This is a genomic window from Acinetobacter sp. YH12152 (genome assembly GCF_013418285.1).
Classification (GTDB): Bacteria; Pseudomonadota; Gammaproteobacteria; order Pseudomonadales; family Moraxellaceae; genus Acinetobacter; species Acinetobacter amyesii.
Genome location: NZ_VPCH01000004.1, coordinates 14,705 through 36,272 on the forward strand (window position 1 = coordinate 14,705; position 21,568 = coordinate 36,272).

Below are 21,568 nucleotides of genomic sequence, written 5' to 3' on the forward strand. Positions count from 1 at the left end.
TAAAGTTCATCTTTATACATTGTTATTACCTCATGAAGAAATTAAGAATACTACTCGTAATTCCTATAGATCAAAATTAAAAGAGAAGACAAAAAAGACCGCCGAAGCGGTCTTTTTATAGAGTCATTTAACTCGGTTTAAAGCTTAGTAGTCAAAGCTAAAGTGTTCAGGAGCCAAAGAAGTCATGGTCTTCGATGGGTTAACCATTGCTTCAGCGTGACCTTGTGAGCGTGGTAATAGACGTTCAAAGTAGAAGTCAGCCACTTTGATTTTTGCTTTATAGAACTCAGGAACTTCTGCACCATTGCCTTCTGCTAATTTTTCAGAAGCTACGGCAGCTTGTTGTGCCCAGAAATAAGCCATCATCACGTAGCCAGAGAACATTAAGAAATCGACAGAAGCAGAAGATACGATGTCACGGTCTTTACGTGCTGCAAGCATGATACGAACCGTTAATGCATTCCACTGTGCGCAAAGCTTCGTTAAGTCCCACGCAAAACGACGCATGTATTTGTTACGTGCATGTTGACCACAGAACTTCAAGATTTCAGCTGTGTAGTCACGAATCACTTTACCTTTAGAGGTCAACAGAACTTTACGACCAATCAAGTCTAGTGCTTGAACGCCTGTTGTGCCTTCGTAGAGAGTAGAGATACGTGAGTCACGAACGATTTGTTCCATGCCCCATTCTTTAATATAACCATGACCGCCGTATACTTGCATACCATGGTTTGCAGCTTCATAACCCATTTCGGTTAGGAAACCTTTGAGAATCGGTGTGTAGAAGCCTAAGTGGTCATCATGTGCTTCAAACGCTGCTGTATCACCGCGGGTTAAAGCATCAGTCATTTTGTCCGCAATTTGAGCTGCATAGTAAATCATTGAACGGCCGCCTTCAGCGATCGCTTTTTGAGTTAAAAGCATACGACGTACGTCTGCATGGTGAATAATCGCATCGGCTACCTTTTCAGGATCTTTTTTACCTGAAAGTGCGCGCATAGACATACGTTCTTTGGCATATGGAAGAGCGCCTTGGAATGCCAATTCAGCATGTGCAATACCTTGAATTGCTGTACCAATACGTGCAGTGTTCATGAAGGTGAACATTGCATGTAGGCCTTTGTGTTTTTCACCGATCAAGTAACCAATGGCATTGTCAAAGTTCAGCACAGCTGTTGCCGAAGCACGAATCCCCATTTTGTGTTCAATCGAACCACAAGTCACTGGGTTGCGTTCGCCCACTGAACCGTCTGCTTTCACAAGGAATTTTGGAACGATGAACAATGAAATCCCTTTAGTACCTGCAGGAGCATCTGGAAGACGAGCAAGTACGATATGCACGATGTTATCTGTTAAATCATGCTCACCCGCAGAGATGAAGATTTTTGTACCAGAAATTGCATAGCTACCATCAGCTTGAGGTTCCGCTTTGGTTTTTACCTGACCTAAGTCGGTACCGCATTGAGGTTCAGTTAAGCACATGGTGCCTGACCAAGTTCCAGCAACAAGGTTCGGTAAATATTGGTTTTTCTGTTCTTCTGAACCAAATTGTAGAATGGTGTTGATACAACCTACGCTGAGACCCGGATACATTTGGAATGACCAGTTTGCTGTACCCATCATTTCAGATTTGATGAGATTCAACGACTGTGGCAAGTTTTGACCGCCAAATTCTTCAGGGAAAGACAGACCTTGCCAGCCACCCTGTACAAATTGGTCATAGGCTTCTTTAAACCCTTTTGGTGTTTTCACATCACCATTTTCAAAATGACAGCCTTCTTCATCACCCGTTTGGTTCAAAGGCGAAAGGATATTTTCACAAAAATCCGCTGCACCTTCTAAAATCATGTCGACAGTGTCTGCATCAGCAGCTTCACCATTAGACAAAGTTTTGTAATGTGCTGGGTAATCGAGTACTTCATTCATTAAGAAACGAATATCGTGTAAAGGCGCTTTATATGCAGGCATAGTCTTAATCCTAATATCTAAATTTTTTTGGATTATCTGTATTGATGATTTGATTATTCATAATTTTATCCAAAAAACATTGATGAATACGCCCTTAAAAAATGTCAGAAAGGCGAATTGTAATATTTAACCAACATGTGAAAAATAAACTTCTGATAGACTTGATGTTGATCTTTTGATCATTTTTTTCTTTTAATAAATCATAAAGAACTTAGGTCTTTCGTACAATTATGCGATTAAAATATATAACACTTTGTTTACTGGGTTTGAGTATTACTGGGTGTGCTCAACATGTCATAAAAACCAATTCAACGGATCAGTCTCTCGGGCAACAAGCCACTCAAGGCTTAAACGCAATGTTTGAAAATGCCAGTTATGACATGAAAGGGCAATTTTCAATTCAGACAGATCTTCAGTTCGATGAAAAAAAGCCTGAAACCAAGTCAAAACCTGCAACTAGCACACAGCCAGAGCTGGATCCTAAACTTAAAAAACAACTGGATCAGTTGATTAAAACCCAAAATATTCCGTTTAGCCAAAAAGAAAAGAAACAGCTCTATCAAGCCATTGCCAATGAATCGATCCCACCATCAGCGCGCTATAGCGATGAAGAGGATGGCGTTTCTCCGCAATCTAAAATTGCTCAATCACTGCTGAATGTGTTGAATGATTTACAGTTTAGCTATAGCGGTTCAGTACATTTTAGAGAAAAACTTGCTGCCTTAACCTTGCAATTGAGTTATCAAAAACCGACCTTGCAGGTGAATGCACAGTTGCCGATGATCATTGATTTTAATCAACATAAATTTTATACCAACTACTTTGCGTTCATGCCGTTTATGGTGAATCGCGAAAGCCAAAGCAGCTTGGCTTATGTGGATTTTTCAAAACATAAAGAGACGATTGCTCAGTACGATTTGAAAAAATTTGCTGACTATTTAAAACAGATGAATGCTTTGCCCTATGTCTTGGCAGAGCCGAATCAAGTGCAAAATATTGCTTTAACACGTGATGAAAAAAATGCAGGGCTGACTAAAAAAATCCGCTATGTGGGTGATCTCGATGCGCTTTACACCCAGCTTGAACTTTTTGATTTTGTGAACGCCAACTATTACACCACGCAAATCAAAGGTCAGCGCAATAGTGACGCTGAGCAAGATGAATCTGTGGACGCTGCTGTGCATCACAGTGCTTCCGAAGAGGCGATGGCTGCGGCTGAAGCGGCGGGAGGGACTGCAGTAGCGGCAGCAGCTGAGGATGAAGACTATGATGCGGCTTATGCATCTGTTGAACGTGTGAATGAGCTGCTCAATGCGAAAATGCATGGCCTGATGTATCACCAACACGAAACTGAAGAAGAACAAACGTCTTCTGCAGCTGAATCTGCTGAATACGCGATCGATACTGCAAGTGCATATGCGGAGGCGACCGCGGCTGATGACGAAGAAACCTATAGTTCGGATACTGAAGTAACCGAAGCTTATGCGGTTTCCGAAGAAGATGATGAAACAGCGAATTTATCTGAAGAAGTCTGTCAGGCCTTGATGAACACCAAACAGGTGCCGATTGGTAAAGTCACACTGTGTCAGGATTATCAAGATGTTCGGGTGATACCGCTGCAAGAAGATTCTGTACCATCGGCTTCTGCTGCGGACGCATCCAATACAGATTCAGAGATTTCGGATGCTGTTGAGCAGTTAAAGCCGGTATTCCAGCAATATCAAAGTGAACAACTTGTCGATGTAAAACAATTCCAGCAATTATGGCAAAAGCATCAAGCTGAAATTGCGAAGGTGCTAAATGTACAGGATAAAGCATCTTCGAATGTGGTGATGGATGTAGGCTTAGATCACAAAGGCCGCGTCCAAGTAATGGACTATCAATTGGCCTTTAATGAGCCACGTTTAGGTCAATTAAAGCTGAAAAGTAGCAACCAAATTTTGAATTATGGCAATGCGACTCCAATTAATCGTCAAGCCATGAAACAGGCAAAATCCATTGAGGAAGTCAGTAAAGATTCACTCTTTGAAAATATGTTGAAAGGCCTGCTTGCGCCAATCACGGGAAATGATCCTCTGCTTGCTGAAGCAGAAACTGCATCGGTCGATGATGTCCGTGCTGCAAATGAAGAAATCGAACTTCCTGAATATCTCAGTACTGTGGCATTGCAAAGTTATAAGCGCCATCAATCTGAAGTGAAAGCCTATCAAGCGGCATTTGTCGTGGCATTTGCTAACTATCGTGCTCAGTATGTGCGTTATTACTCAGCCAATGATTTGAATGAAATTGCGGAAGTCTATGCGTATCGATTTGTTGATGGCTTAAAAGAACCAACAGGCAATGCGCTGAAACGTTTAAATCAATTACGTGATAAGCATGCTTTACATCGCTATCAAGACTTTGATGACTTAGGTTCTTCGGTCAACCATTATGTACAGTCAGGGATTGGTGAGTACAAAGCTCAGGTTGAGTGGAAACAATTGCAAAAAACCTATAAGACTGATCAGGCGATTTTTGCACATTTATATCAACAAAACTTTTTAGCCAGCTATGAACTGGAAGGAACTGAAAAAGCGCATTTGGTGAAAGCATCAAAAATCTATGCGCAAGCCTTTGCTGATGATATCAAAGGAAAATTATCAGAAGCGTCATTGCAAGGCCTAGCAGCAGAACACGAAGAGTTGTTCAGCCAATCGGCTTATTATGAGACCTATAAGGCGATACAAAAACACAAGAACTAAGTTGGATCAAAAAAAGAACCTCAATTGAGGTTCTTTTTTTAGGTGTTTAGACTGCTCAGAAAGTGAATTGAGCAAATCATTTTGAATTATAGAAAGTCTTTTAGATCAGGTTTGACGCCATTCCAAATGGAAAAAGATTCGATTGCTTGACCAACCAACATGCCAAAACCTTCTGAGGTCGGAACATGGCGTGCTTTGGCTTGATCCAAAAATGTCGACGGTTTGCCATAGGCCATTTCATAAGCATGTGTAAATTGTAAAGCTTCAGGCAAAATCAGTGCATCACCCGTTAAACTGGCCGATGTTGCGTTAATCACCAGATCAAATTGACCTGCTAAGTCGGCGAGGGCAATGGCTGCAAGTTCGGCATTGGGGACAGCAGTTTTTAAGTCAGCAACCAATTGTTCAGCACGCGCTAAAGTACGGTTGGCAATCACGATTTTTTTGGCCCCAGCTTGTACCAGTGGGTAAATCACGCCACGTGTCGCACCGCCTGCACCAATGATCAATATATCGCTCTGTTCTAAATTCCAATCTAAGGCACGGATGGCATCAACTAGGCCTTGTCCATCGGTATTATCGCCATGGAGTACGCCATCTTGCATCCAAAGTGTATTGACCGCACCTGCAATTTTGGCACGTTCAGTAAGCACGGTACATTGTGCATAGGCTTGTTCTTTAAACGGAACAGTGACATTCATACCGATACCACCTTCGGCAAAGAAGGATTCGACACTGTGCTGAAAACCATCGAGTGGCGCAAGTCGTTTGCTGTACTGAATGTCGAGGCCTGTTTTTTCAGCGAAGGCATGATGAAGTTCAGGTGAGCGTGATTGTTCAATCGGGTTGCCAATCACGGCAAATTGTTTGCTCATTGCACAGCGTCCATGTAGATGTGAAAGAGCAGACAATATACGCCAAAACCGAGGATGGCTAAAGTTCGGGCAGTCTTAAAATCGTGAAATAAAGGCGGAAAATTAAGGATTACAAATATCTAGGACGCTTTGAATCAAGATGCTCGCTGCACTGATGACTAAACCAATCAAGGCAACCACCATGAAGCCAATAGCCAAATTATCATTCAAAGACGTTTCGGAAAAAATATTGGTACTGATGGCGCTAATCAGCACAACAGCAAAGCTCCAAAACACCAATGCAGTAAGACTGACTGCTTTTTTATTGAGTGTTTGATGTGTCATGTGCGTTGTACTCCGTACAAGAAAATTACAGCCATGAGTTTATTGACACATTGTGCAATGACATAGCTTAAAGCTGTTTAAAAGATGTGTCATTGTTGAGCAATCTGATTACAAAGTAAATGCTTAAAAAATTTATTTATGCATCAAGATATTACATACAAATGAATACTCTAATCCTCAGGCAATAAAAAGCCCCTGACGGACAGGGGCAAATACATGTTTATCGGTTTTATTTCAGCGTATTCAGCCAATCTTGCGGTTTTAAATAAAAGTCAGTCAGTCTTTTTTCAGCAGAATGTTCTTCCCATTCAGGACGATACGACCAGCCTGCCAAGGGTGGCATACTCACTAAAATCGACTCAATACGCCCGCCAGTTTGTAAACCAAATAAGGTGCCACGGTCATACACTAGGTTATATTCAACGTAACGACCACGACGGTAAAGTTGGAAGTCTCGTTGTGCTTCGGTATAGGCTTTGTCTTGGTTTCTTTGGAAGATCGGTAAAATTGCCTCTAAATAACCATTACCGACGGCCTGCATATATTTGAAACAGGTTTCAAAGTCCCATTGGTTGAGATCATCAAAGAATAAACCACCCACACCACGTTGTTCATCACGGTGTTTGAGATAGAAATAGTCATCACACCATTTCTTATGTTCATCATAGAGTGTATCACTAAATGGGGCACAAAGATCATGGGCAGTTTGATGCCAAGACAAGACATCTTCATCATTTGGATAAAATGGAGTGAGGTCAAAACCACCGCCAAACCACCAAATCGGATCTTGTCCTTCTTTTTCCGCGACAAATAAACGCACATTGGCATGTGAGGTTGGGACGTTGGGGTTTTTCGGGTGAATTACCAACGACACGCCCATGGCTTGTGCTTTTGCACCTGCAATAGCGGGATGGCGTTCAGTCGCAGAGGCCGGTAATTTTGAAATGTTGATGTGCGAGAACATCACACCACCTTTTTCAATCACCGTCCCATTTTGAAGAACACGTGAGCGACCACCACCACCTTCAGGGCGTTCCCAGTCATCGATCGCAAATTCGGCACTTCCGCCACCAGCACGTTCTTGCTGTTCCAATGCGGCACAAATCCGTGCCTGTAAATCGCGAAGGAATTCATCTACACGTTGAATATCGGCTGAAGTTGGATTCTGCATGGTGACCTTTATTAAAATAATTTAAAGATAAGTGTCATCAAAGCATAAATTACGTGAAAACTTAAGGCATTTTTCCCGATACTCAGCATCGGCTCTTTGCTTTAAATCTAGAAATCTAGTGATTAAACCAAAAGTTCCTGCGTAGTGAGCAGAAGTACTCAGGCCAAAATTGGGGCTATTCCGACAAATTTGCTAGGTTGAATTCACTTCTGAAGCTCAGCACAATAATCATAAGGTAGATTTAAATTGAATCTCATTGATTGAAATGGTGCATCGATGTCTCAGCAGGCGAGTTCTTTAATTCAAAAATATAATGTACCAGGTCCACGCTATACCAGTTATCCAACCGTGCCGTATTGGGAGGAAGCTGAGTTTTCATTGCAACAGTGGACACAGGGCTTGAAGCGTTCATTTGATGAGAGCAATCACCTCGAAGGCATCAGTCTGTACATTCATCTGCCATTTTGTGAAAGCTTATGTACGTTTTGTGGTTGCCATAAAAAAGTTACGAAAAAACATGAGATGGAGCTGCCTTATATTCAGGCGGTGCTGAAAGAATGGGACTTATATTGTCAGCTCTTGGTCGACCGGCCAATAATTAAAGAAATTCATTTGGGCGGGGGAACGCCTACTTTCTTTTCTCCTGAGCATCTCACCCAGTTGATTCAAGGGATTTTAGCGCAGGCAGATATTGCTGATGCACATGAATTTAGTTTTGAAGGGCATCCGAACAATACCACACGTGAGCATTTACAAGCCTTGTACGAAGTTGGGTTTCGACGCGTGAGCTATGGGGTGCAGGATTATAATGAAAAAGTGCAAAAAGCCATCCACCGTATTCAGCCCTTTGCACATGTTGAACAAGTAACACAGTGGGCACGTGATATTGGCTATACCTCTATTTCACATGATTTGGTTTTTGGTCTGCCATTTCAGGATTTAAACGATGTGTTGCATACCATTGAACAGACCACTCGTTTGATGCCAGATCGTCTAGCCTTTTATAGCTATGCACATGTGCCGTGGATTAAGGGCAATGGTCAGCGTGGTTTTAAAGATGCTGATGTCCCGAAAGATGATTTAAAGCGCCAATGCTATGAAGAGGGTAAAAAAAAGTTACTAGCGCATGGCTATCATGAAATTGGGATGGATCATTTTGCATTAACCCAAGATCCGATGTATCAAGCTTTTCAGCAGGGCAGTTTGCACCGTAATTTTATGGGCTATACCGCATCGAAAACCCAAGTAATGATTGGTCTAGGCTTATCTTCGATCAGTGACAGTTGGTATAGCTTTGCGCAAAATGAAAAGAAAATTGAAGACTATTATGCACGTTTAGAAGCGAATGAAATTCCAGTTTATCGGGGGCATGTGCTGACAGATGAAGACTTAATCATCCGTAAACATATTCTTAATTTGATGTGTAGTTTCCAAACTTCTTGGGCAGGTCCAGAAATGCAATTTACTGAGCTTGATGACGTATTAGCGCAATTGGCTGAAATGCAAGAAGATGGCTTGCTCGAGATTTTTGATCAGCACATTCAGGTGCGTGACGCAGGCAAGCCTTTTGTTCGCAATATCTGCATGGCTTTTGATTTACGATTAAAACGTCGTGTTCCTGAAAATCGTATTTTTTCGATGACGATTTGAATTTTCCCTAACCCCTCTTTAATAAAGAGGGGGAAGCCTCCCTTTTGTAAAGGGAGGTTTGGAGGGATTAATTTATGGAGAATTTAAAGGATTTTTAAAAATCGTCCTTTTGATACATATGCGACATACGATCATGTTTGGTTTTTAAATATTGTTCGTTAAAGGGATTTAAACCCACAGTCAGCGGAACGCGATCAACGACATTCACGCCTTGCTCTTGTAGCGCTTCAATTTTTAACGGGTTATTGGTAATGAGACGCACAGCCGTAATGTTGAGATGATTCAACATGATAGGGCACATATCATAACGACGTGCATCGGCAGGAAGATCCAATAATAAATTGGCATCCACTGTGTCATGGCCTTGGTCTTGTAGGGCGTAAGCACGAATTTTATTGGTCAAGCCAATACCGCGACCTTCTTGGCGTAAATATAAAATCACCCCTTGACCTGCTTCATTAATTAATTTTTGGGTCGCTTGAAGCTGTGGGCCGCAGTCACATTTGAGTGAAGCGAAGGCATCACCGGTGAGGCATTCGGAGTGGATACGAACTAAAACAGGTTCAGTGGGAGCTTGTTCTAGTCCTTTAGAGAGTGCGACGTGTTCTTCACCGGTTTCAGGATCCTGAAAAACCGTAATATTGAATTCACCAAAAGCGGTCGGTAATCTTGACGTTGCGACAAATTCTATAGGCACTGCTTAACCCGTTTATTCGATTATAAATTGGCTAAAGTATAGCGTAATGCTTGGACATTGGTAGAATTGCAACGACGAATTTATGCAGAACATTTTCTTTTTTGTATAAAGCGAACGATAATAGTTGATAAATAGGAAGATTATTCAGGATAATCTGACTCATTCAAAATCTCCCCAGCGAGATCATTGCTAAAAATTACATCGCTACAAGTTTGGCTGATTGTAAGGTGATACAATTCGACGATATGATCGAGTTACCCATTTAGACCGAGCTTAGGAATTTGCCAGGCTTTAGAAGGCTTTGCCACATTATGCTGTATAAAGAAATACCATTTCAACGCCCTGTAACACCGTTGCTGGATACGATTAACCATCCTCAACAACTTCGTTTACTCGAGCGCAGCCAATTAGAGCAAGTGGCGGATGAGTTACGTCAATTTATTTTGTATGCGGCCGGACAAAGTGGTGGGCATTTTGGTGCCAATCTTGGGGTGATCGAATTAACCGTGGCATTGCATTACTGTTTTGATACGCCACGTGATCGTCTGATTTGGGATGTGGGTCATCAAGCCTATCCGCATAAAGCCTTGACCGGTCGTCGTGAACAATTAGTGACGATTCGTGCCAAAGATGGTTTGGCTGCGTTTCCTGCCCGTGAAGAATCTGAATTTGACACCTTCGGTGTAGGCCATTCATCAACCGCGATTTCTGCTGGTCTTGGGATGTCATTGGCACGTCGCTTCAAGCAAGATCCCTGTCATGTGGTTGCAATCGTGGGTGATGGCGCGATGACAGCGGGCATGGCTTTTGAAGCCATGAACGATGCGGTGGCACACAATGCTGACCTCATGGTGGTATTGAACGACAACGATATGTCGATCTCATGCAGTACTGGTGGTTTTGCTAAGCATTTGGCTGCGATTTGGGAAAGTGGTCAATCGGTGAATATTTCTGAAAATGGCGAAGCCTATATTCAACCTCATCCTGAATGGGCGTATAACTCACGCCTACATTGTGCTGCGACCGATGCTGCAGACAACCTATTTAAAGCCATTGGCTTTGACTACTTTGGTCCTTTTGATGGGCACGATGTTGAACAATTGACACATGTGTTTGAAGCCTTAAAAAAACGCAGAGGCCCACGTTTAGTGCATGTCTATACCAAAAAAGGTAAAGGCTTTGCACCTGCCGAAGCAGATCAAATCAAATACCATGCCATCAGTAAAGTGAATGCACCTGCTGCAGTGGCAACTGCACCGAAATATTCAGATGTTTTTGGTCAGTGGTTATGTGATGAAGCTGCACAGGATGATCGTTTATTGGCGATTACTCCTGCGATGTGTGAAGGCTCAGGCATGGTGCAATTTGCCAAGCAGTTCCCTGAGCGTTTCTTTGATGTTGCCATTGCAGAACAACATGCGGTGACTTTGGCTGCGGGTATGGCCTGTGAAGGGGTAAAACCGGTTGTTGCAATCTATTCAACCTTCTTACAACGTGGTTATGACCAACTGATTCATGACGTTGCTTTGCAAAATCTCGACGTGACATTTGGTATCGACCGTGCAGGTTTGGTTGGTGAAGATGGCCCAACGCATGCCGGTGCATATGATTATGCCTTTATGCGTACCGTGCCAAACATGGTGATCATGGCGCCGAAAGACGAAAATGAATGTCGTCAAATGTTGCATACGGCTTATTTGTATAAAGGCCCAGCGGCGGTACGTTACCCACGTGGTAATGGACTGGGTGTTGAGATTCAGCAAGAGATGACTGAGCTTGAAATTGGCCGTGGTGAAATTGTTGCAAACTTCAATGATCAGCAAGATGACACCATTTCTATACTGGCTTTTGGTAGTCGTGTTCAAGCGGCACTAGAGGCAGGGCAGGCTTTAGCGACAAAGCTAGATGTGGCTGTACGTGTGATTAATATGCGCTTCGTGAAGCCATTAGATACACAGTTGATCGATCAAATCGCAGCAAGTACGCAACTATTTGTGACAGTTGAAGAGCATGCCGTCATGGCGGGTGCGGGCAGTGCAGTAAATGAATATTTAGCCCAAGCAGGCGTGGTTAAGCCTGTGCTGAATTTAGGTTTGGCTGACGAGTTCATGCATCAAGCAACACATGCTCAAATGTTGCATCAGGCTGGACTGGATGCTGAAGGCATTGGCGCTTCAGTGACACAGAGCTGGCTAAAACATAAGCAAACAGTGGTTTGTTGAATTTCTAATTTTTAGAAACATTTTTTCCCTAAAAGCCCTTATATTTGATAAGATATAAGGGCTTTTATGCATTATTCTTTATCAGTATCTTCAAATTTGTAGTGGGTGTTCAATGGAACCTATGGTGGTTATGGCTGCGCGTGCGGCTCAATTAGTTGGTCAAGAGCTTTTAAAAGCGCATCAAAATCGTCATAAACTCGATCTACAAGTCGAAGAAAAAGGAATTGATGGTCCAGTAACGCGTGTAGACCGTTATTTGGAACAATTGACTATCGATACCCTACGTAAAAGCTATAAAAATCACAGTTTCCTAGGCGAAGAGTTTGGTCTTCAAGAAGGCAAAGGTCACGACGCTGATTGGTGTTGGATCATCGACCCACTTGATGGCACATTAAACTTCGTTAATGGTGTTCCACATTTCTGCATCTCTATCGCAGTTCAACATAAAGGTGTAACTCAGCACGGTGTTATTTATGACCCTGTGAAAGATGAGTTGTTCTCTGCAAGCCGTGGTCGCGGTGCGATGATGAACCAACGCCGTATTCGTGTAAATGTAAAAGACAGCTTAGAAAACACTTTCCTTTCAGTGGGTCATGCGTATCGTAAAATTCGTAATGGCGAAGTGGTTTCTTATGCGAAAAACCATTTCAACTCATTGTTAAATGTGACTGAAGCCGGTGCTCAATACCGTCGTTCAGGTTCTGCTGCTCTTGATCTAGCATATGTTGCTGCTGGTCGTTTCGATGGTTATTTCGAACTTGGTTTGAAACCATGGGACATCGCTGCGGGTGAACTTATTGTGAAAGAAGCGGGTGGTACTGTGGTTGATGCTCGTGGTGGTAACGACTCAATGGACAATGGTCAAGTACTTGCATGTTCTATGAAAATGCTTAAACCACTTATGCAAGCTGTAGTTCCAGCTTGGGGTGAAGCTGCTAAATAATAGAACGCTTAGTTCGAGTTTATTGACAGAATAATGAAATAAAGCCCTCTTTATGAGGGCTTTATTTTTGTCTAATCGGTCAAAAATAATGGCTTAAACACCTATGATTTAAAGCTTCTTACAAAAAATATTCTGAAGTTGACTAAAACAGGTGACATTTAAAAACTTTCTGCTATAATCCCCGCACGCACTAAATTTCGTTCATTACCTGAACATTCTCTTCTATCATTGTGTATGCGCGTTCCGGTCCAAAGAGAGGACGATATTTCGCGCCCCACCCAATCGCTAAGCGATTCCTTCAGGTTGCGGCTGTAATCATGTGTGCGTTATACACATCGTCGTTCTCGGATCGCCGCTGATTCTATATTTTCAGCGTTTTTTGCTGTGCCGCTTTTTGCCGATGTCCATCTGAATTTATATTTTTAATGGAGCACCCATTTTTGGGGTGAAATACTCTATGAGCAAAACTTTTGCTGATTTTCCTTTACATGAGTCGTTACAACTAGCATTACAAGGTCTAGGTTTTACTACTCCGACTCCAGTGCAAGAACAATCAATTCCAGCTGCATTAGAAGGTAAAGACCTTCTTGTATCAAGCCAAACTGGTTCTGGTAAAACTGCTGCATTCTTACTCCCAACTGTGAATGCTTTGGCTGGTCAAGACACTTTGATGTCTTTCAAAGAGCGTATGAAAGCGGTAACTGCACCGTCTATTCTTGTACTTTGCCCTACACGTGAATTGGCTCAACAGGTTAGCCAAGACGCAATTGCTTTAGTACGTCATATGAAAGGTGTTCGTATTGCTGCAATTATGGGTGGTATGCCTTTCGGTAAACAAATTCAACAGCTTAAAGGTGCACAAGTTGTCGTAGCGACTCCAGGTCGTTTACTTGACTTGGTTAACCGTCGTCAAATTAAACTAGACAACGTTGATGCGTTAATCGTTGACGAAGCTGACCGTATGCTTGACTTAGGTTTCTCTGAAGACCTAGAAGCGATCAGCGACTTGGCTGCTAACCGTAAACAAACATTAATGTTCTCTGCAACATTTGCGCCGCGTATCATTACACTTGCAGAACGCATGATGAATGATCCACAGCGTATTGCGATTGAAACTGGTCACTCTACAAATACTGACATTACTCAGACTCTTCACTGGACTGACGGTTTCGAACACAAGAAAAAACTTTTGACTCACTGGTTATCTGATGAGTCTGTAGATCAAGCAGTTGTATTCGCATCTACCCAAGAAGATACAGATATGTTGGCTGAAGAACTTGCAGAAGCAGGTCACTCAGTTGTCGCTCTTCACGGTGCAATGCCACAAACTGTACGTAACCGTCGTTTACGTAGCATTCGTGAAGGTCGTGCAAAAATCTTAGTTGCGACTGACGTTGCTGCACGTGGTCTAGACGTACCAACTATTTCTCACGTAATTAACTTCGGTCTTCCAATGAAGAACGAAGACTATGTACACCGTATTGGTCGTACAGGTCGTGCGGGCCGTACTGGTAACGCGATTACTTTAGCGACTTACCGTGAACGCGGTAAAATTCGTGCTTTAGAAGACTTCTTAGATGCACGTTTAAATGTATCTGAAATTGAAGGTCTTGAGCCATCTCCACCTCCTGCACGTGGTAGCCGTGATGGCGGTCGTGGTCGTCGTGATGGCGGTCGCGGTGGTCGTGGTGGTTTCGGTGGCGGTCGTCGTTTTGAAGGTGAATCAAACTTCAAACGTCGTGAAGGCAACCGTGATGGCGAACGTCGTTCATTCGGTGGCGAAGATCGTCCACGTCGCGAATTTAACAACGATCGTCCACGTCGTGAAGGTGGTTTCGAAGATCGTCCACGTCGCGAATTTAACAACGATCGTCCACGTCGTGAAGGCGGTTTCGAAGATCGTCCACGTCGTGAATTTAACAACGATCGTCCACGTCGTGAAGGCGGTTTTGAAGATCGTCCACGTCGCGAATTTAACAGCGATCGTCCACGTCGTGAAGGTGGTTTTGACCGTCGTTCTAACGATGACAACCGTGGTAACCGTGTAGATTATAAACCAGCTCGTGAAGGTTATGGCGATCGTCCAAAACGTTCATTTGGTGAAGATCGTCCACGTCGTGAATTCAACGGTGACCGTCCTCAACGTTCATTTGGTGAAGATCGTCCAAAACGTTTCGGCGATGACCGTCCAAAACGTTTCGGTGATGATAAACCACGTGGCGAACGCACTTTCGGTGAAGACCGTCCACGTCGTAAATTCAATGACTAATTGAATTTCGAAAGAAATATCGAAAAAACCGGTGGAAACACCGGTTTTTTTTATGGATTTAAATTAGCTTTTTAATCAGAAAAATGTATACTTGATCAAACTTTATGTGTTTAATGATAATTAATATGAACGGAAACGCGTTGGCAAATATGCGTACAGTGATGATCGAGGTACTTATGCCTTATATCGGTTTGACACTCTTATTGTGTAATATCGTTTACTATATATACAATTATTTTAACTAAATTCTTCTATTGGGTTGAAAACACCCTCTATAAAATCGCATTAATAATAAAAAACAATTTACCTGATGGAATGCAGGGATATGCGCTCATGCAATGGTAACATTTTAAACTTCAATCCTTTATAGTATGCATGCTGAAAAAAATGCAGGAAAATCCTCAGCTATGAATAATCAAACGTCTTCTCAGACTCAGGCACTGATCGAAGTGAAAAACCTGAGTTTTAAGCGAGGAGAGCGCGTCATTTATGACAATGTCAGTTTAAAAATTCGTCGTGGTCAGATCACTGCAATTATGGGTCCATCTGGTACAGGTAAAACGACTTTACTCCGTTTAATTGGTGGTCAATTGACTCCCGATAATGGAGAAGTGTTGCTTGATGGGCAGGACATTGCACAGATGTCACGTCAGGAGCTCTTCGCTGCGCGTGCGCGTATGGGGATGCTGTTTCAGAGCGGCGCATTATTTACCGATATGTCGGTATATGAAAACGTAGCCTTTCCAATTCGTGCGCATACCAAGTTGCCAAAGCATTTGATCGCTGAAATTGTTGCGTTGAAATTAGAGTCTGTTGGTTTACGTGGTGCAGAAAAAATGATGCCCTCTGAACTTTCAGGTGGTATGAATCGTCGTGTGGCTTTGGCCCGTGCAATTGCACTCGATCCTGAGCTGATCATGTATGACGAACCCTTTGCAGGGCAAGACCCGATTGTGATGGGGGTTTTAACTCGCTTGATTCGTTCGCTACGTGAAGCTTTAGATCTAACCACGATTATTGTTTCGCATGATGTGGCTGAAACATTATCAATTGCAGATTACATCTATGTTGTGGCTGAAGGGAAAGTGCAGGGCGAGGGAACACCTGAGCAGTTAAAAGCACATGCTTCGCCTTTTGTGAAGCAGTTCTTGACGGGTTCGGTAGAAGGTCCGGTCGATTATCAATTCAGTCATCAGCCCTATTTAAATCATGAGGTTCGTTCATGAATGCTATTGCCGCATTAGGTAGACGCGTCATTGAACGTGTTCGAGGAATCGGCGTAGCAACCATTATGTTGCTGCAGATTCTTTTTTCCATGCCGACTTTACTTGGCGTGAAATTATTTATTTATCAGATGTACCGTGTTGGTGTGCTTTCATTACTAATTATTGTGGTATCTGGCTTATTTATTGGCTCGGTACTGGGTTTGCAGATGTATAGCATTCTGTCGACCTTTGGTAGTGAAGCGATGCTCGGCACCGCCGTTGCACTGACGTTACTGCGTGAACTTGCACCTGTGGTGGCGGCTTTACTCTTTGCAGGTCGTGCAGGCTCTGCTTTGACGGCTGAAATTGGTTTGATGAAAGCCACTGAGCAGTTGTCGAGTATGGAAATGATCGGGGTCGATCCATTAAAACGAGTGATCTCGCCTCGACTTTGGGCCGGTATTTTTAGCTTACCAATGTTGTCGGTGATTTTCGCTGCGGTCGGCATCATGGGCGGTAAATTGGTGGGTGTTGATTTTCTGGGTGCGGATGAAGGCTCTTATTGGAGTGGCATTGAGAACAGTGTGCAATTCTTTAAAGATGTCTTTAATGGCACCATCATCAAAAGTTTTGTTTTTGCATTAATTTGTACTTGGATTGCGGTCTATCAGGGTTATGCCTGTGTCCCAACTTCAGAAGGTATTGCAACGTCGACCACGCGTACTGTCGTGTATTCTTCGTTGTGTGTTTTAGGTTCAGATTTCGTGTTGACTGCGGTCATGTTCGGAGGTATTTAATGAAATCACGTACGAGTGAACTGGCCGTCGGTTTTTTTGTCATTCTGTTTGCTATCGCTATTTTCTTCTTGGCGATGCGTGTGAGTGGTTTGGTCGGCAATAACATTGAAGACAGTTATGAATTGACCGCGACATTTGAAAATGTAAACGGGATTAAACCCCGTGCCAAAGTGACCTTAAGTGGTGTCAAAGTTGGTCAAGTGGAATCATTGAAACTCGATCCTGTGACGCGCTTAGTGACAGCACATCTGATTATGGATGGCTCATTAACCTCTTATAACGCAGAACAGTTAAAAGAAGTGCAAAAGAATGCACTCGAAGAACTGCGTTACACATCAGACTATGAAGCAGCAACACCTGCGAAACAAAAAGAAATGGAACAGCAACTGATTGCTAACATGAAATCCATCACCAATATCGATGAAGATGCTTACATTATGGTGGCAACCAATGGTTTATTGGGCGAGAAATATTTGAAAATTGTACCGGGTGGTGGTGTCAACTTCTTAAAACGTGGTGACCAAATTGGTAATACCCAAGGTACGATGGAAATCGAAGATTTGGTGTCTAAATTTGTGACCGGTGGTGCAGGGAACAAATCTGACAACACAGCAGATGCTGAACAAAAAACAGAAGCTGCTGACACAACAACGGCAGACGAACCTGCATTTGTTGAATAATTTTTAGGAGAAATTAAGTGAACACATTGTTAAAACATACGCTTACAGCAAGTATCTTATCAACTATGATGGCAGGTACAGCTTTTGCTGCTCCAAGCGAAGCACCACCTGCATTTGTAAAAAAAGTGGCTGATGGCCTCATTACACGTTTAAAAGCAGACCACGCAAAACTACAAAATAACCCTGCGGCTGTGAAAGCGATTGTTCGTCAAAACTTAGACCCGTACATCGATTCACAAGCGTTCACACGTATCGTGATGGGTACGTATGCAACGAATCAATACAGCTCAGCGGCTCAACGTGCGCAGTTTGAACGTAACTTCCGTGCAACGCTGATCGAAAACTATGGTTCAGCTTTTGCCAAGTTTAGTAACCAAACGTATAGCATGCGTCCATATAAAGCGTCGAACAGTAAGAACCCTGTTGTAACGATTGATTTCCATAACAACGGTGAAAAAATTCCAGTCTCTTTCCAGTTGGCGGATAAAGGTTCACAATGGAAAATCCGTAATATCAACGTTTCGGGTATCGATCTAGGCTTACAATTCCGTAATCAGTTTGCGGCGACTGTAAAACGTAATGGCGGTAACATTGATAAAGCAATTGCGAACTTCAAACCTGATGCTGATGCTGCATTAGACAAGAAAAAATAAGATAGGTGATGTGTGATTAAACTTCATCAACAAGAATTGATGGTTTCAGGCAAAATCGATTACAACAATGCCGAATTGTATTATCAAGACGGCTTGAAATTGATTCAACAACAGCAAGCTTTTCCCTTGGTGGTCAATCTTGCTGAGCTTGAGCATGGCAGTACTTTGGCTTTAGCTGTTTTGGTCCGTTGGTTACGTCAAACGCCAAAAGCGCAAGGTTTGCAGTTTAAAGCAGTCCCTGAAAAAATGATGAAGATTATTCAAGCTTGTCATCTTGAGCATGACTTGCAATTGATCTAAATAAAAAAAGCACCGTAAGGTGCTTTTTTTTATTTTAGCGGGACAAGAAACTCTCGCAAGTCTACGCAATAGGAACGGATTAAATCCATTTCTTCCAGCGGAAGTACATCAATGGGCCAATAAAGAATGCCACGATGATTAAGCTGACCACGATAAAACTGGTTGTACCATGCGCGAAGGGCAGTACATCGGTGTTCATTCCATAGACGCTAGCTACTAACATCGGTGGCGCAAGCATACTTGGTAAAATCGAGAATCGACGAATCGTATCGTTCTGTTCGGTGTTAATGAACCCAGAAGTGGTATCCAGTAAGAATCGAACCTTTTGGAACAAGAAGGCATCATGCTCAACAAGAGAGCGCACGTCTTCACTGAGTTCTCGGATGTCGGCATCATAAATATGACTGCCCAAGGCGCGAGGACGTGACAGGAAGGTGAGAACACGACGTAAGTCGATCAGACACAGCTGAGCTTTCCCGAGCATATCTTCTAAATGTGCAAGTCGGGTAATCATGTCATCTAAGTCTAAAATCATCTCACGATGACGGTTATTCAGCACTTCTGTGGAATATTTTTCTAAGTCCTTGTGGATATCTTCCAAGATATCCGCAAGTTCATCGAGTTTGGCTTCTAAAAGACCCAATAAAATCCAAGTTGGATCTTTATAGTCAATTTCATAATCGTTACGACGCGCGCGGGCACGAAAGGCACGGAAAGCCACCAGCTTTTCACCCCGTAAAGTGAATAAGCGCTCTTTATGCAAAATAAAGGCAACCGTTTGTACGGTAGCTAAGGTGCTAGCATTTTCTTCGGGTTCGCCATCGACCTGAAAATTTTTATTTTTCGTTAAAAAATAGGTGCTGATGTGCAAAATACCGTCGTCATCACGGTAGAATCGTGCACTCGACGAAATATCTTCTAATGATTTTAATGTAGGTAAATTTTGATCATAGGCATCCATAATCCATTGCTGCTCTTCCTGAGACGGGGCAATGAGATCGAGCCAGACTAAATCCTGATGTAAATCGAAGTCACCATTGATGGTGACATCTTCCAGGCTACCGCGCTCTGTGGCGTAAAAGGCTTCAAGCATGTTGTCTTTTCCCCTTGCGCAGTAAGTTAAAAATGAATGGGTGTATTTTAGACAAGGATTTGCTGAAAAACACTGTTCTAATGCTTATTTTATGAAAAAATCTGTTTAAAGTTGATTTTTCCAGCATAGCGTTCCTGATCTGATGGTGATTATAAATGAAATCTATCGCAATTTTCTGTGGTTCCGCCCTTGGTAACAATCCTGCCTATTTACAGGTGGCTGAAAAAGTCGGTCGTCATTTAGCGGCACAAGGCATCATACTGGTCTATGGTGGTGGTCGTTCAGGTTTGATGGGTGTTGTGGCAGATAGTGCTTTGCGTGCAGGTGGGCAAGTCATTGGGGTGATTCCAAAAGTCTTGGTCGATAAAGAATTGGCACATCCAGATTTAACCGAATTGCATGTGGTAGAAAATATGCAACAACGGAAAACCAAAATGTCTGAACTCTCGGATGGTTTTGTGGCGATTCCAGGTGGAGCAGGGACTTTAGAGGAAATTTTTGAGCAGTGGACGTGGGCTCAATTGGGCATTCATTTAAAGCCATGTGCCTTTCTCAATGTAGATGGTTTTTATGACGATTTATTGAATTTTCTGAAAACAACTGCAGAAAAAGGCTTTACCCATCCACGTTTTATCGAATGCTTAATTGCAGAAGATAATATTGAAACGATTGTTGAAAAGTTTCAATATTTCACTGCGCCAGAGCCGAAGTGGGGCATGGTTGAACGTACAGCTTTTATTGCGGATTTGGAACAAAATTGATGAAAATCATAACCGTTGCCGCAGCCATTATTTTAAATGAACAGTATGAACTTTTAGTGGTTCGTAAAAAACACACGGCATTCTTTATGCAAGTGGGTGGAAAATTAGAACCCAATGAAGCTCCTGAAATCACCATGCTGCGTGAAATTCAGGAAGAAATTGGCTGCGCTGCGCAGATTGAGCAATTCATTGGTCGTTTTGAAACGGCTGCTGCGAACGAAGTCGATCATCTACTGGTGAGTTATGTCTATCTGGTCCAGTTGCAAGGTGAACCGAAAATTGATGCGGAAATTGCAGCGATGCAATGGGTCAGCTTGGATGATACACAAACAAAACTTGCACCTTTAACACGTGAGGTGGTGATTCCTTGGGTGAAGCAGCAGGCGCGATCTCTTGCTGAAAGCTAAACCGCTTCGCTTGCTCAGTTTCTTTATTAGTGGTTGATGTTTGAAACTAAGGCTGTGCCGCAGCAATGCATGCGGCATATACCTGCGTGCAATGTAGCTGATGTAACAGCTCACTTAATGCATGGATTGAACTCCCCGTGGTCACCACATCATCAATGATGAGGACTTTACGGAAACGGCGTTTTTCGGTTGGGTTGATAATAAATTGCTGTTCGATATTTTCTAGGCGTTCTAGCCGACTTAAACCTTTTTGAGCGTGCTGTGCTTGACGAATCACTGGTTGCCAAACAGGGATGCGCAATTGCTTTGCCATCATGTGTGCAACGAGCAGCATTTGGTTATACCCACGGTCTTTAAGGCGTTCTACTGAAATAGGCATGGGGACGATGGCTTGAACCCTAGCTAAGCGCAAGCTTAAAAGGCTCTGTGCCAGTAAATTTTGATAGTGCAATTGTTGCTCATACTTATAGCTTTGAATGATGCGATCTATAGGGAAATCATAGTAAAAGGCACAAGAGATGCTGTGTTCATGGCGATCAACCGCTTGTTTAAACCAAGGCAGTTGTGCCCAGCAGTCGGTACAAAGCGAATGATGTTGTTGTCGATCGATACCGCAGAGCAGGCAAGGGGAAACGCTCTGTATTCCTTTTTGGATGAGGTGTTGGATAGATTGGAGCATGTTTTTATTCTAATCGTTCTTTTTTGAGTATTTTGCACAGTTCGTGGTGAAGTGCAATCACAACACCACAGCAACCTGTTCGACAAGCTTATTGGTTCAAGCCAATCTGTATAATTAGGATGATCGATCTGTC

The 21,568-nt window shown here is 42.8% G+C and carries 19 protein-coding genes; 12 read left to right on the forward strand and 7 right to left on the reverse strand.

From position 1 onward, the window contains the following. Nucleotides 1-144 precede the first annotated feature (144 nt). Entirely contained in the window at nt 145-1,968 is a 1,824-nt protein-coding gene (locus FTU83_RS02285; protein WP_180077081.1) for an acyl-CoA dehydrogenase C-terminal domain-containing protein, read from the reverse strand. A 230-nt stretch (nt 1,969-2,198) separates the two neighbouring features. On the opposite strand from FTU83_RS02285, the gene FTU83_RS02290 reads away from it, so the two are divergent. Beyond that, nucleotides 2,199-4,709, forward strand: a complete 2,511-nt coding sequence (locus FTU83_RS02290; RefSeq protein WP_180105609.1) for a hypothetical protein — start codon at nt 2,199-2,201, stop codon at nt 4,707-4,709. An 86-nt stretch (nt 4,710-4,795) separates the two neighbouring features. Here FTU83_RS02290 and aroE read toward each other — a convergent pair whose 3' ends face one another. From aroE to hemF, 3 genes are all read right to left on the reverse strand, one after another. After that, nucleotides 4,796-5,584 (reverse strand): shikimate dehydrogenase, encoded by a 789-nt coding sequence (gene aroE / locus FTU83_RS02295; RefSeq protein ID WP_180105608.1) that lies wholly within the window; start codon nt 5,582-5,584, stop codon nt 4,796-4,798. Between the two features lie 102 nt (nt 5,585-5,686). Continuing rightward, nucleotides 5,687-5,908, reverse strand: a complete 222-nt coding sequence (locus FTU83_RS02300) for a hypothetical protein (RefSeq protein ID WP_078189308.1) — start codon at nt 5,906-5,908, stop codon at nt 5,687-5,689. Nucleotides 5,909-6,137: 229 nt separating this feature from the next. Then, nucleotides 6,138-7,079: an oxygen-dependent coproporphyrinogen oxidase gene (gene hemF / locus FTU83_RS02305; protein WP_078189307.1), complete on the reverse strand. Its 942-nt coding sequence runs from the start codon at nt 7,077-7,079 to the stop codon at nt 6,138-6,140. 276 nt (nt 7,080-7,355) lie between these two features. Here hemF and hemN point away from each other — a divergent pair, with 276 nt between their 5' ends. Next, a complete protein-coding gene (gene hemN, locus FTU83_RS02310; RefSeq protein ID WP_180055401.1) occupies nt 7,356-8,729 on the forward strand; it encodes an oxygen-independent coproporphyrinogen III oxidase in 1,374 nt (457 codons plus the stop codon). Between the two features lie 94 nt (nt 8,730-8,823). Here the strand turns inward: hemN and ribA are convergent, their stop codons facing one another. Beyond that, the gene (gene ribA, locus FTU83_RS02315; protein WP_168379100.1) at nt 8,824-9,426 is read right to left on the reverse strand and encodes a GTP cyclohydrolase II; all 603 of its coding nucleotides are present in this window, start codon (nt 9,424-9,426) and stop codon (nt 8,824-8,826) included. A 311-nt stretch (nt 9,427-9,737) separates the two neighbouring features. Between ribA and dxs the strand changes: the two genes are divergently transcribed. The 8 genes from dxs to FTU83_RS02355 all read left to right on the forward strand — a co-directional run bounded on the left by dxs (nt 9,738) and on the right by FTU83_RS02355 (nt 18,495). Further along, entirely contained in the window at nt 9,738-11,648 is a 1,911-nt protein-coding gene (gene dxs, locus FTU83_RS02320; RefSeq protein ID WP_180105607.1) for a 1-deoxy-D-xylulose-5-phosphate synthase, read from the forward strand. Between the two features lie 112 nt (nt 11,649-11,760). After that, nucleotides 11,761-12,591, forward strand: a complete 831-nt coding sequence (locus FTU83_RS02325) for an inositol monophosphatase family protein (protein ID WP_078189303.1) — start codon at nt 11,761-11,763, stop codon at nt 12,589-12,591. Nucleotides 12,592-13,048: 457 nt separating this feature from the next. Beyond that, nucleotides 13,049-14,860 carry a DEAD/DEAH box helicase gene (locus tag FTU83_RS02330; RefSeq protein WP_180105606.1) on the forward strand — a complete coding sequence of 604 codons (1,812 nt, stop codon included), beginning with the start codon at nt 13,049-13,051 and terminating at the stop codon, nt 14,858-14,860. A 407-nt stretch (nt 14,861-15,267) separates the two neighbouring features. Next, a complete protein-coding gene (locus FTU83_RS02335) occupies nt 15,268-16,086 on the forward strand; it encodes an ABC transporter ATP-binding protein (RefSeq protein ID WP_218945413.1) in 819 nt (272 codons plus the stop codon). Further along, the gene (gene mlaE, locus FTU83_RS02340; protein ID WP_078189301.1) at nt 16,083-16,862 is read left to right on the forward strand and encodes a lipid asymmetry maintenance ABC transporter permease subunit MlaE; all 780 of its coding nucleotides are present in this window, start codon (nt 16,083-16,085) and stop codon (nt 16,860-16,862) included. Before FTU83_RS02335 ends, mlaE begins: the two co-directional genes overlap by 4 nt. Then, nucleotides 16,862-17,542, forward strand: coding sequence for an outer membrane lipid asymmetry maintenance protein MlaD (locus tag FTU83_RS02345; protein ID WP_180093012.1), 681 nt, complete (start codon nt 16,862-16,864; stop codon nt 17,540-17,542). The genes mlaE and FTU83_RS02345 overlap by 1 nt, the downstream gene beginning before the upstream one ends. 17 nt (nt 17,543-17,559) lie before the next feature. After that, nucleotides 17,560-18,195, forward strand: a complete 636-nt coding sequence (locus FTU83_RS02350; RefSeq protein ID WP_180003433.1) for an ABC transporter substrate-binding protein — start codon at nt 17,560-17,562, stop codon at nt 18,193-18,195. A gap of 39 nt (nt 18,196-18,234) precedes the next feature. Beyond that, nucleotides 18,235-18,495, forward strand: coding sequence for a lipid asymmetry maintenance protein MlaB (locus FTU83_RS02355; protein WP_218945760.1), 261 nt, complete (start codon nt 18,235-18,237; stop codon nt 18,493-18,495). A gap of 79 nt (nt 18,496-18,574) precedes the next feature. Here the strand turns inward: FTU83_RS02355 and FTU83_RS02360 are convergent, their stop codons facing one another. After that, complete coding sequence (locus tag FTU83_RS02360; protein ID WP_078189297.1) at nt 18,575-19,588, reverse strand: CorA family divalent cation transporter; 1,014 nt, start codon at nt 19,586-19,588, stop codon at nt 18,575-18,577. 155 nt (nt 19,589-19,743) lie between these two features. Here FTU83_RS02360 and FTU83_RS02365 point away from each other — a divergent pair, with 155 nt between their 5' ends. Both FTU83_RS02365 and FTU83_RS02370 read left to right on the forward strand, forming a co-directional pair. Beyond that, nucleotides 19,744-20,349, forward strand: coding sequence for a TIGR00730 family Rossman fold protein (locus FTU83_RS02365; protein ID WP_180105605.1), 606 nt, complete (start codon nt 19,744-19,746; stop codon nt 20,347-20,349). Then, nucleotides 20,349-20,756 carry an NUDIX domain-containing protein gene (locus FTU83_RS02370; protein WP_180064822.1) on the forward strand — a complete coding sequence of 136 codons (408 nt, stop codon included), beginning with the start codon at nt 20,349-20,351 and terminating at the stop codon, nt 20,754-20,756. The genes FTU83_RS02365 and FTU83_RS02370 overlap by 1 nt, the downstream gene beginning before the upstream one ends. Nucleotides 20,757-20,802: 46 nt before the next feature. Here the strand turns inward: FTU83_RS02370 and FTU83_RS02375 are convergent, their stop codons facing one another. After that, on the reverse strand, nt 20,803-21,435 hold the full coding sequence (locus FTU83_RS02375) for a ComF family protein (RefSeq protein WP_180064821.1): 633 nt from the start codon (nt 21,433-21,435) through the stop codon (nt 20,803-20,805). Between the last annotated feature and the right edge of the window lie 133 nt (nt 21,436-21,568).

Bases quoted from the DNA above. Each gene is read 5' to 3' on its own strand.
- FTU83_RS02345 (WP_180093012.1), top strand. From the start codon at position 16,862: ATGAAATCACGTACGAGTGAACTGGCCGTCGGTTTTTTTGTCATTCTG.
- FTU83_RS02335 (WP_218945413.1), top strand. From the start codon at position 15,268: ATGAATAATCAAACGTCTTCTCAGACTCAGGCACTGATCGAAGTGAAA.
- dxs (WP_180105607.1), top strand. From the start codon at position 9,738: ATGCTGTATAAAGAAATACCATTTCAACGCCCTGTAACACCGTTGCTG.
- FTU83_RS02330 (WP_180105606.1), top strand. From the start codon at position 13,049: ATGAGCAAAACTTTTGCTGATTTTCCTTTACATGAGTCGTTACAACTA.
- FTU83_RS02325 (WP_078189303.1), top strand. From the start codon at position 11,761: ATGGAACCTATGGTGGTTATGGCTGCGCGTGCGGCTCAATTAGTTGGT.
- FTU83_RS02375 (WP_180064821.1), bottom strand. From the start codon at position 21,435: ATGCTCCAATCTATCCAACACCTCATCCAAAAAGGAATACAGAGCGTT.
- aroE (WP_180105608.1), bottom strand. From the start codon at position 5,584: ATGAGCAAACAATTTGCCGTGATTGGCAACCCGATTGAACAATCACGC.
- FTU83_RS02355 (WP_218945760.1), top strand. From the start codon at position 18,235: ATGGTTTCAGGCAAAATCGATTACAACAATGCCGAATTGTATTATCAA.
- FTU83_RS02300 (WP_078189308.1), bottom strand. From the start codon at position 5,908: ATGACACATCAAACACTCAATAAAAAAGCAGTCAGTCTTACTGCATTG.
- FTU83_RS02285 (WP_180077081.1), bottom strand. From the start codon at position 1,968: ATGCCTGCATATAAAGCGCCTTTACACGATATTCGTTTCTTAATGAAT.
- hemN (WP_180055401.1), top strand. From the start codon at position 7,356: ATGTCTCAGCAGGCGAGTTCTTTAATTCAAAAATATAATGTACCAGGT.
- FTU83_RS02360 (WP_078189297.1), bottom strand. From the start codon at position 19,588: ATGCTTGAAGCCTTTTACGCCACAGAGCGCGGTAGCCTGGAAGATGTC.
- hemF (WP_078189307.1), bottom strand. From the start codon at position 7,079: ATGCAGAATCCAACTTCAGCCGATATTCAACGTGTAGATGAATTCCTT.
- FTU83_RS02365 (WP_180105605.1), top strand. From the start codon at position 19,744: ATGAAATCTATCGCAATTTTCTGTGGTTCCGCCCTTGGTAACAATCCT.
- FTU83_RS02370 (WP_180064822.1), top strand. From the start codon at position 20,349: ATGAAAATCATAACCGTTGCCGCAGCCATTATTTTAAATGAACAGTAT.
- FTU83_RS02290 (WP_180105609.1), top strand. From the start codon at position 2,199: ATGCGATTAAAATATATAACACTTTGTTTACTGGGTTTGAGTATTACT.
- mlaE (WP_078189301.1), top strand. From the start codon at position 16,083: ATGAATGCTATTGCCGCATTAGGTAGACGCGTCATTGAACGTGTTCGA.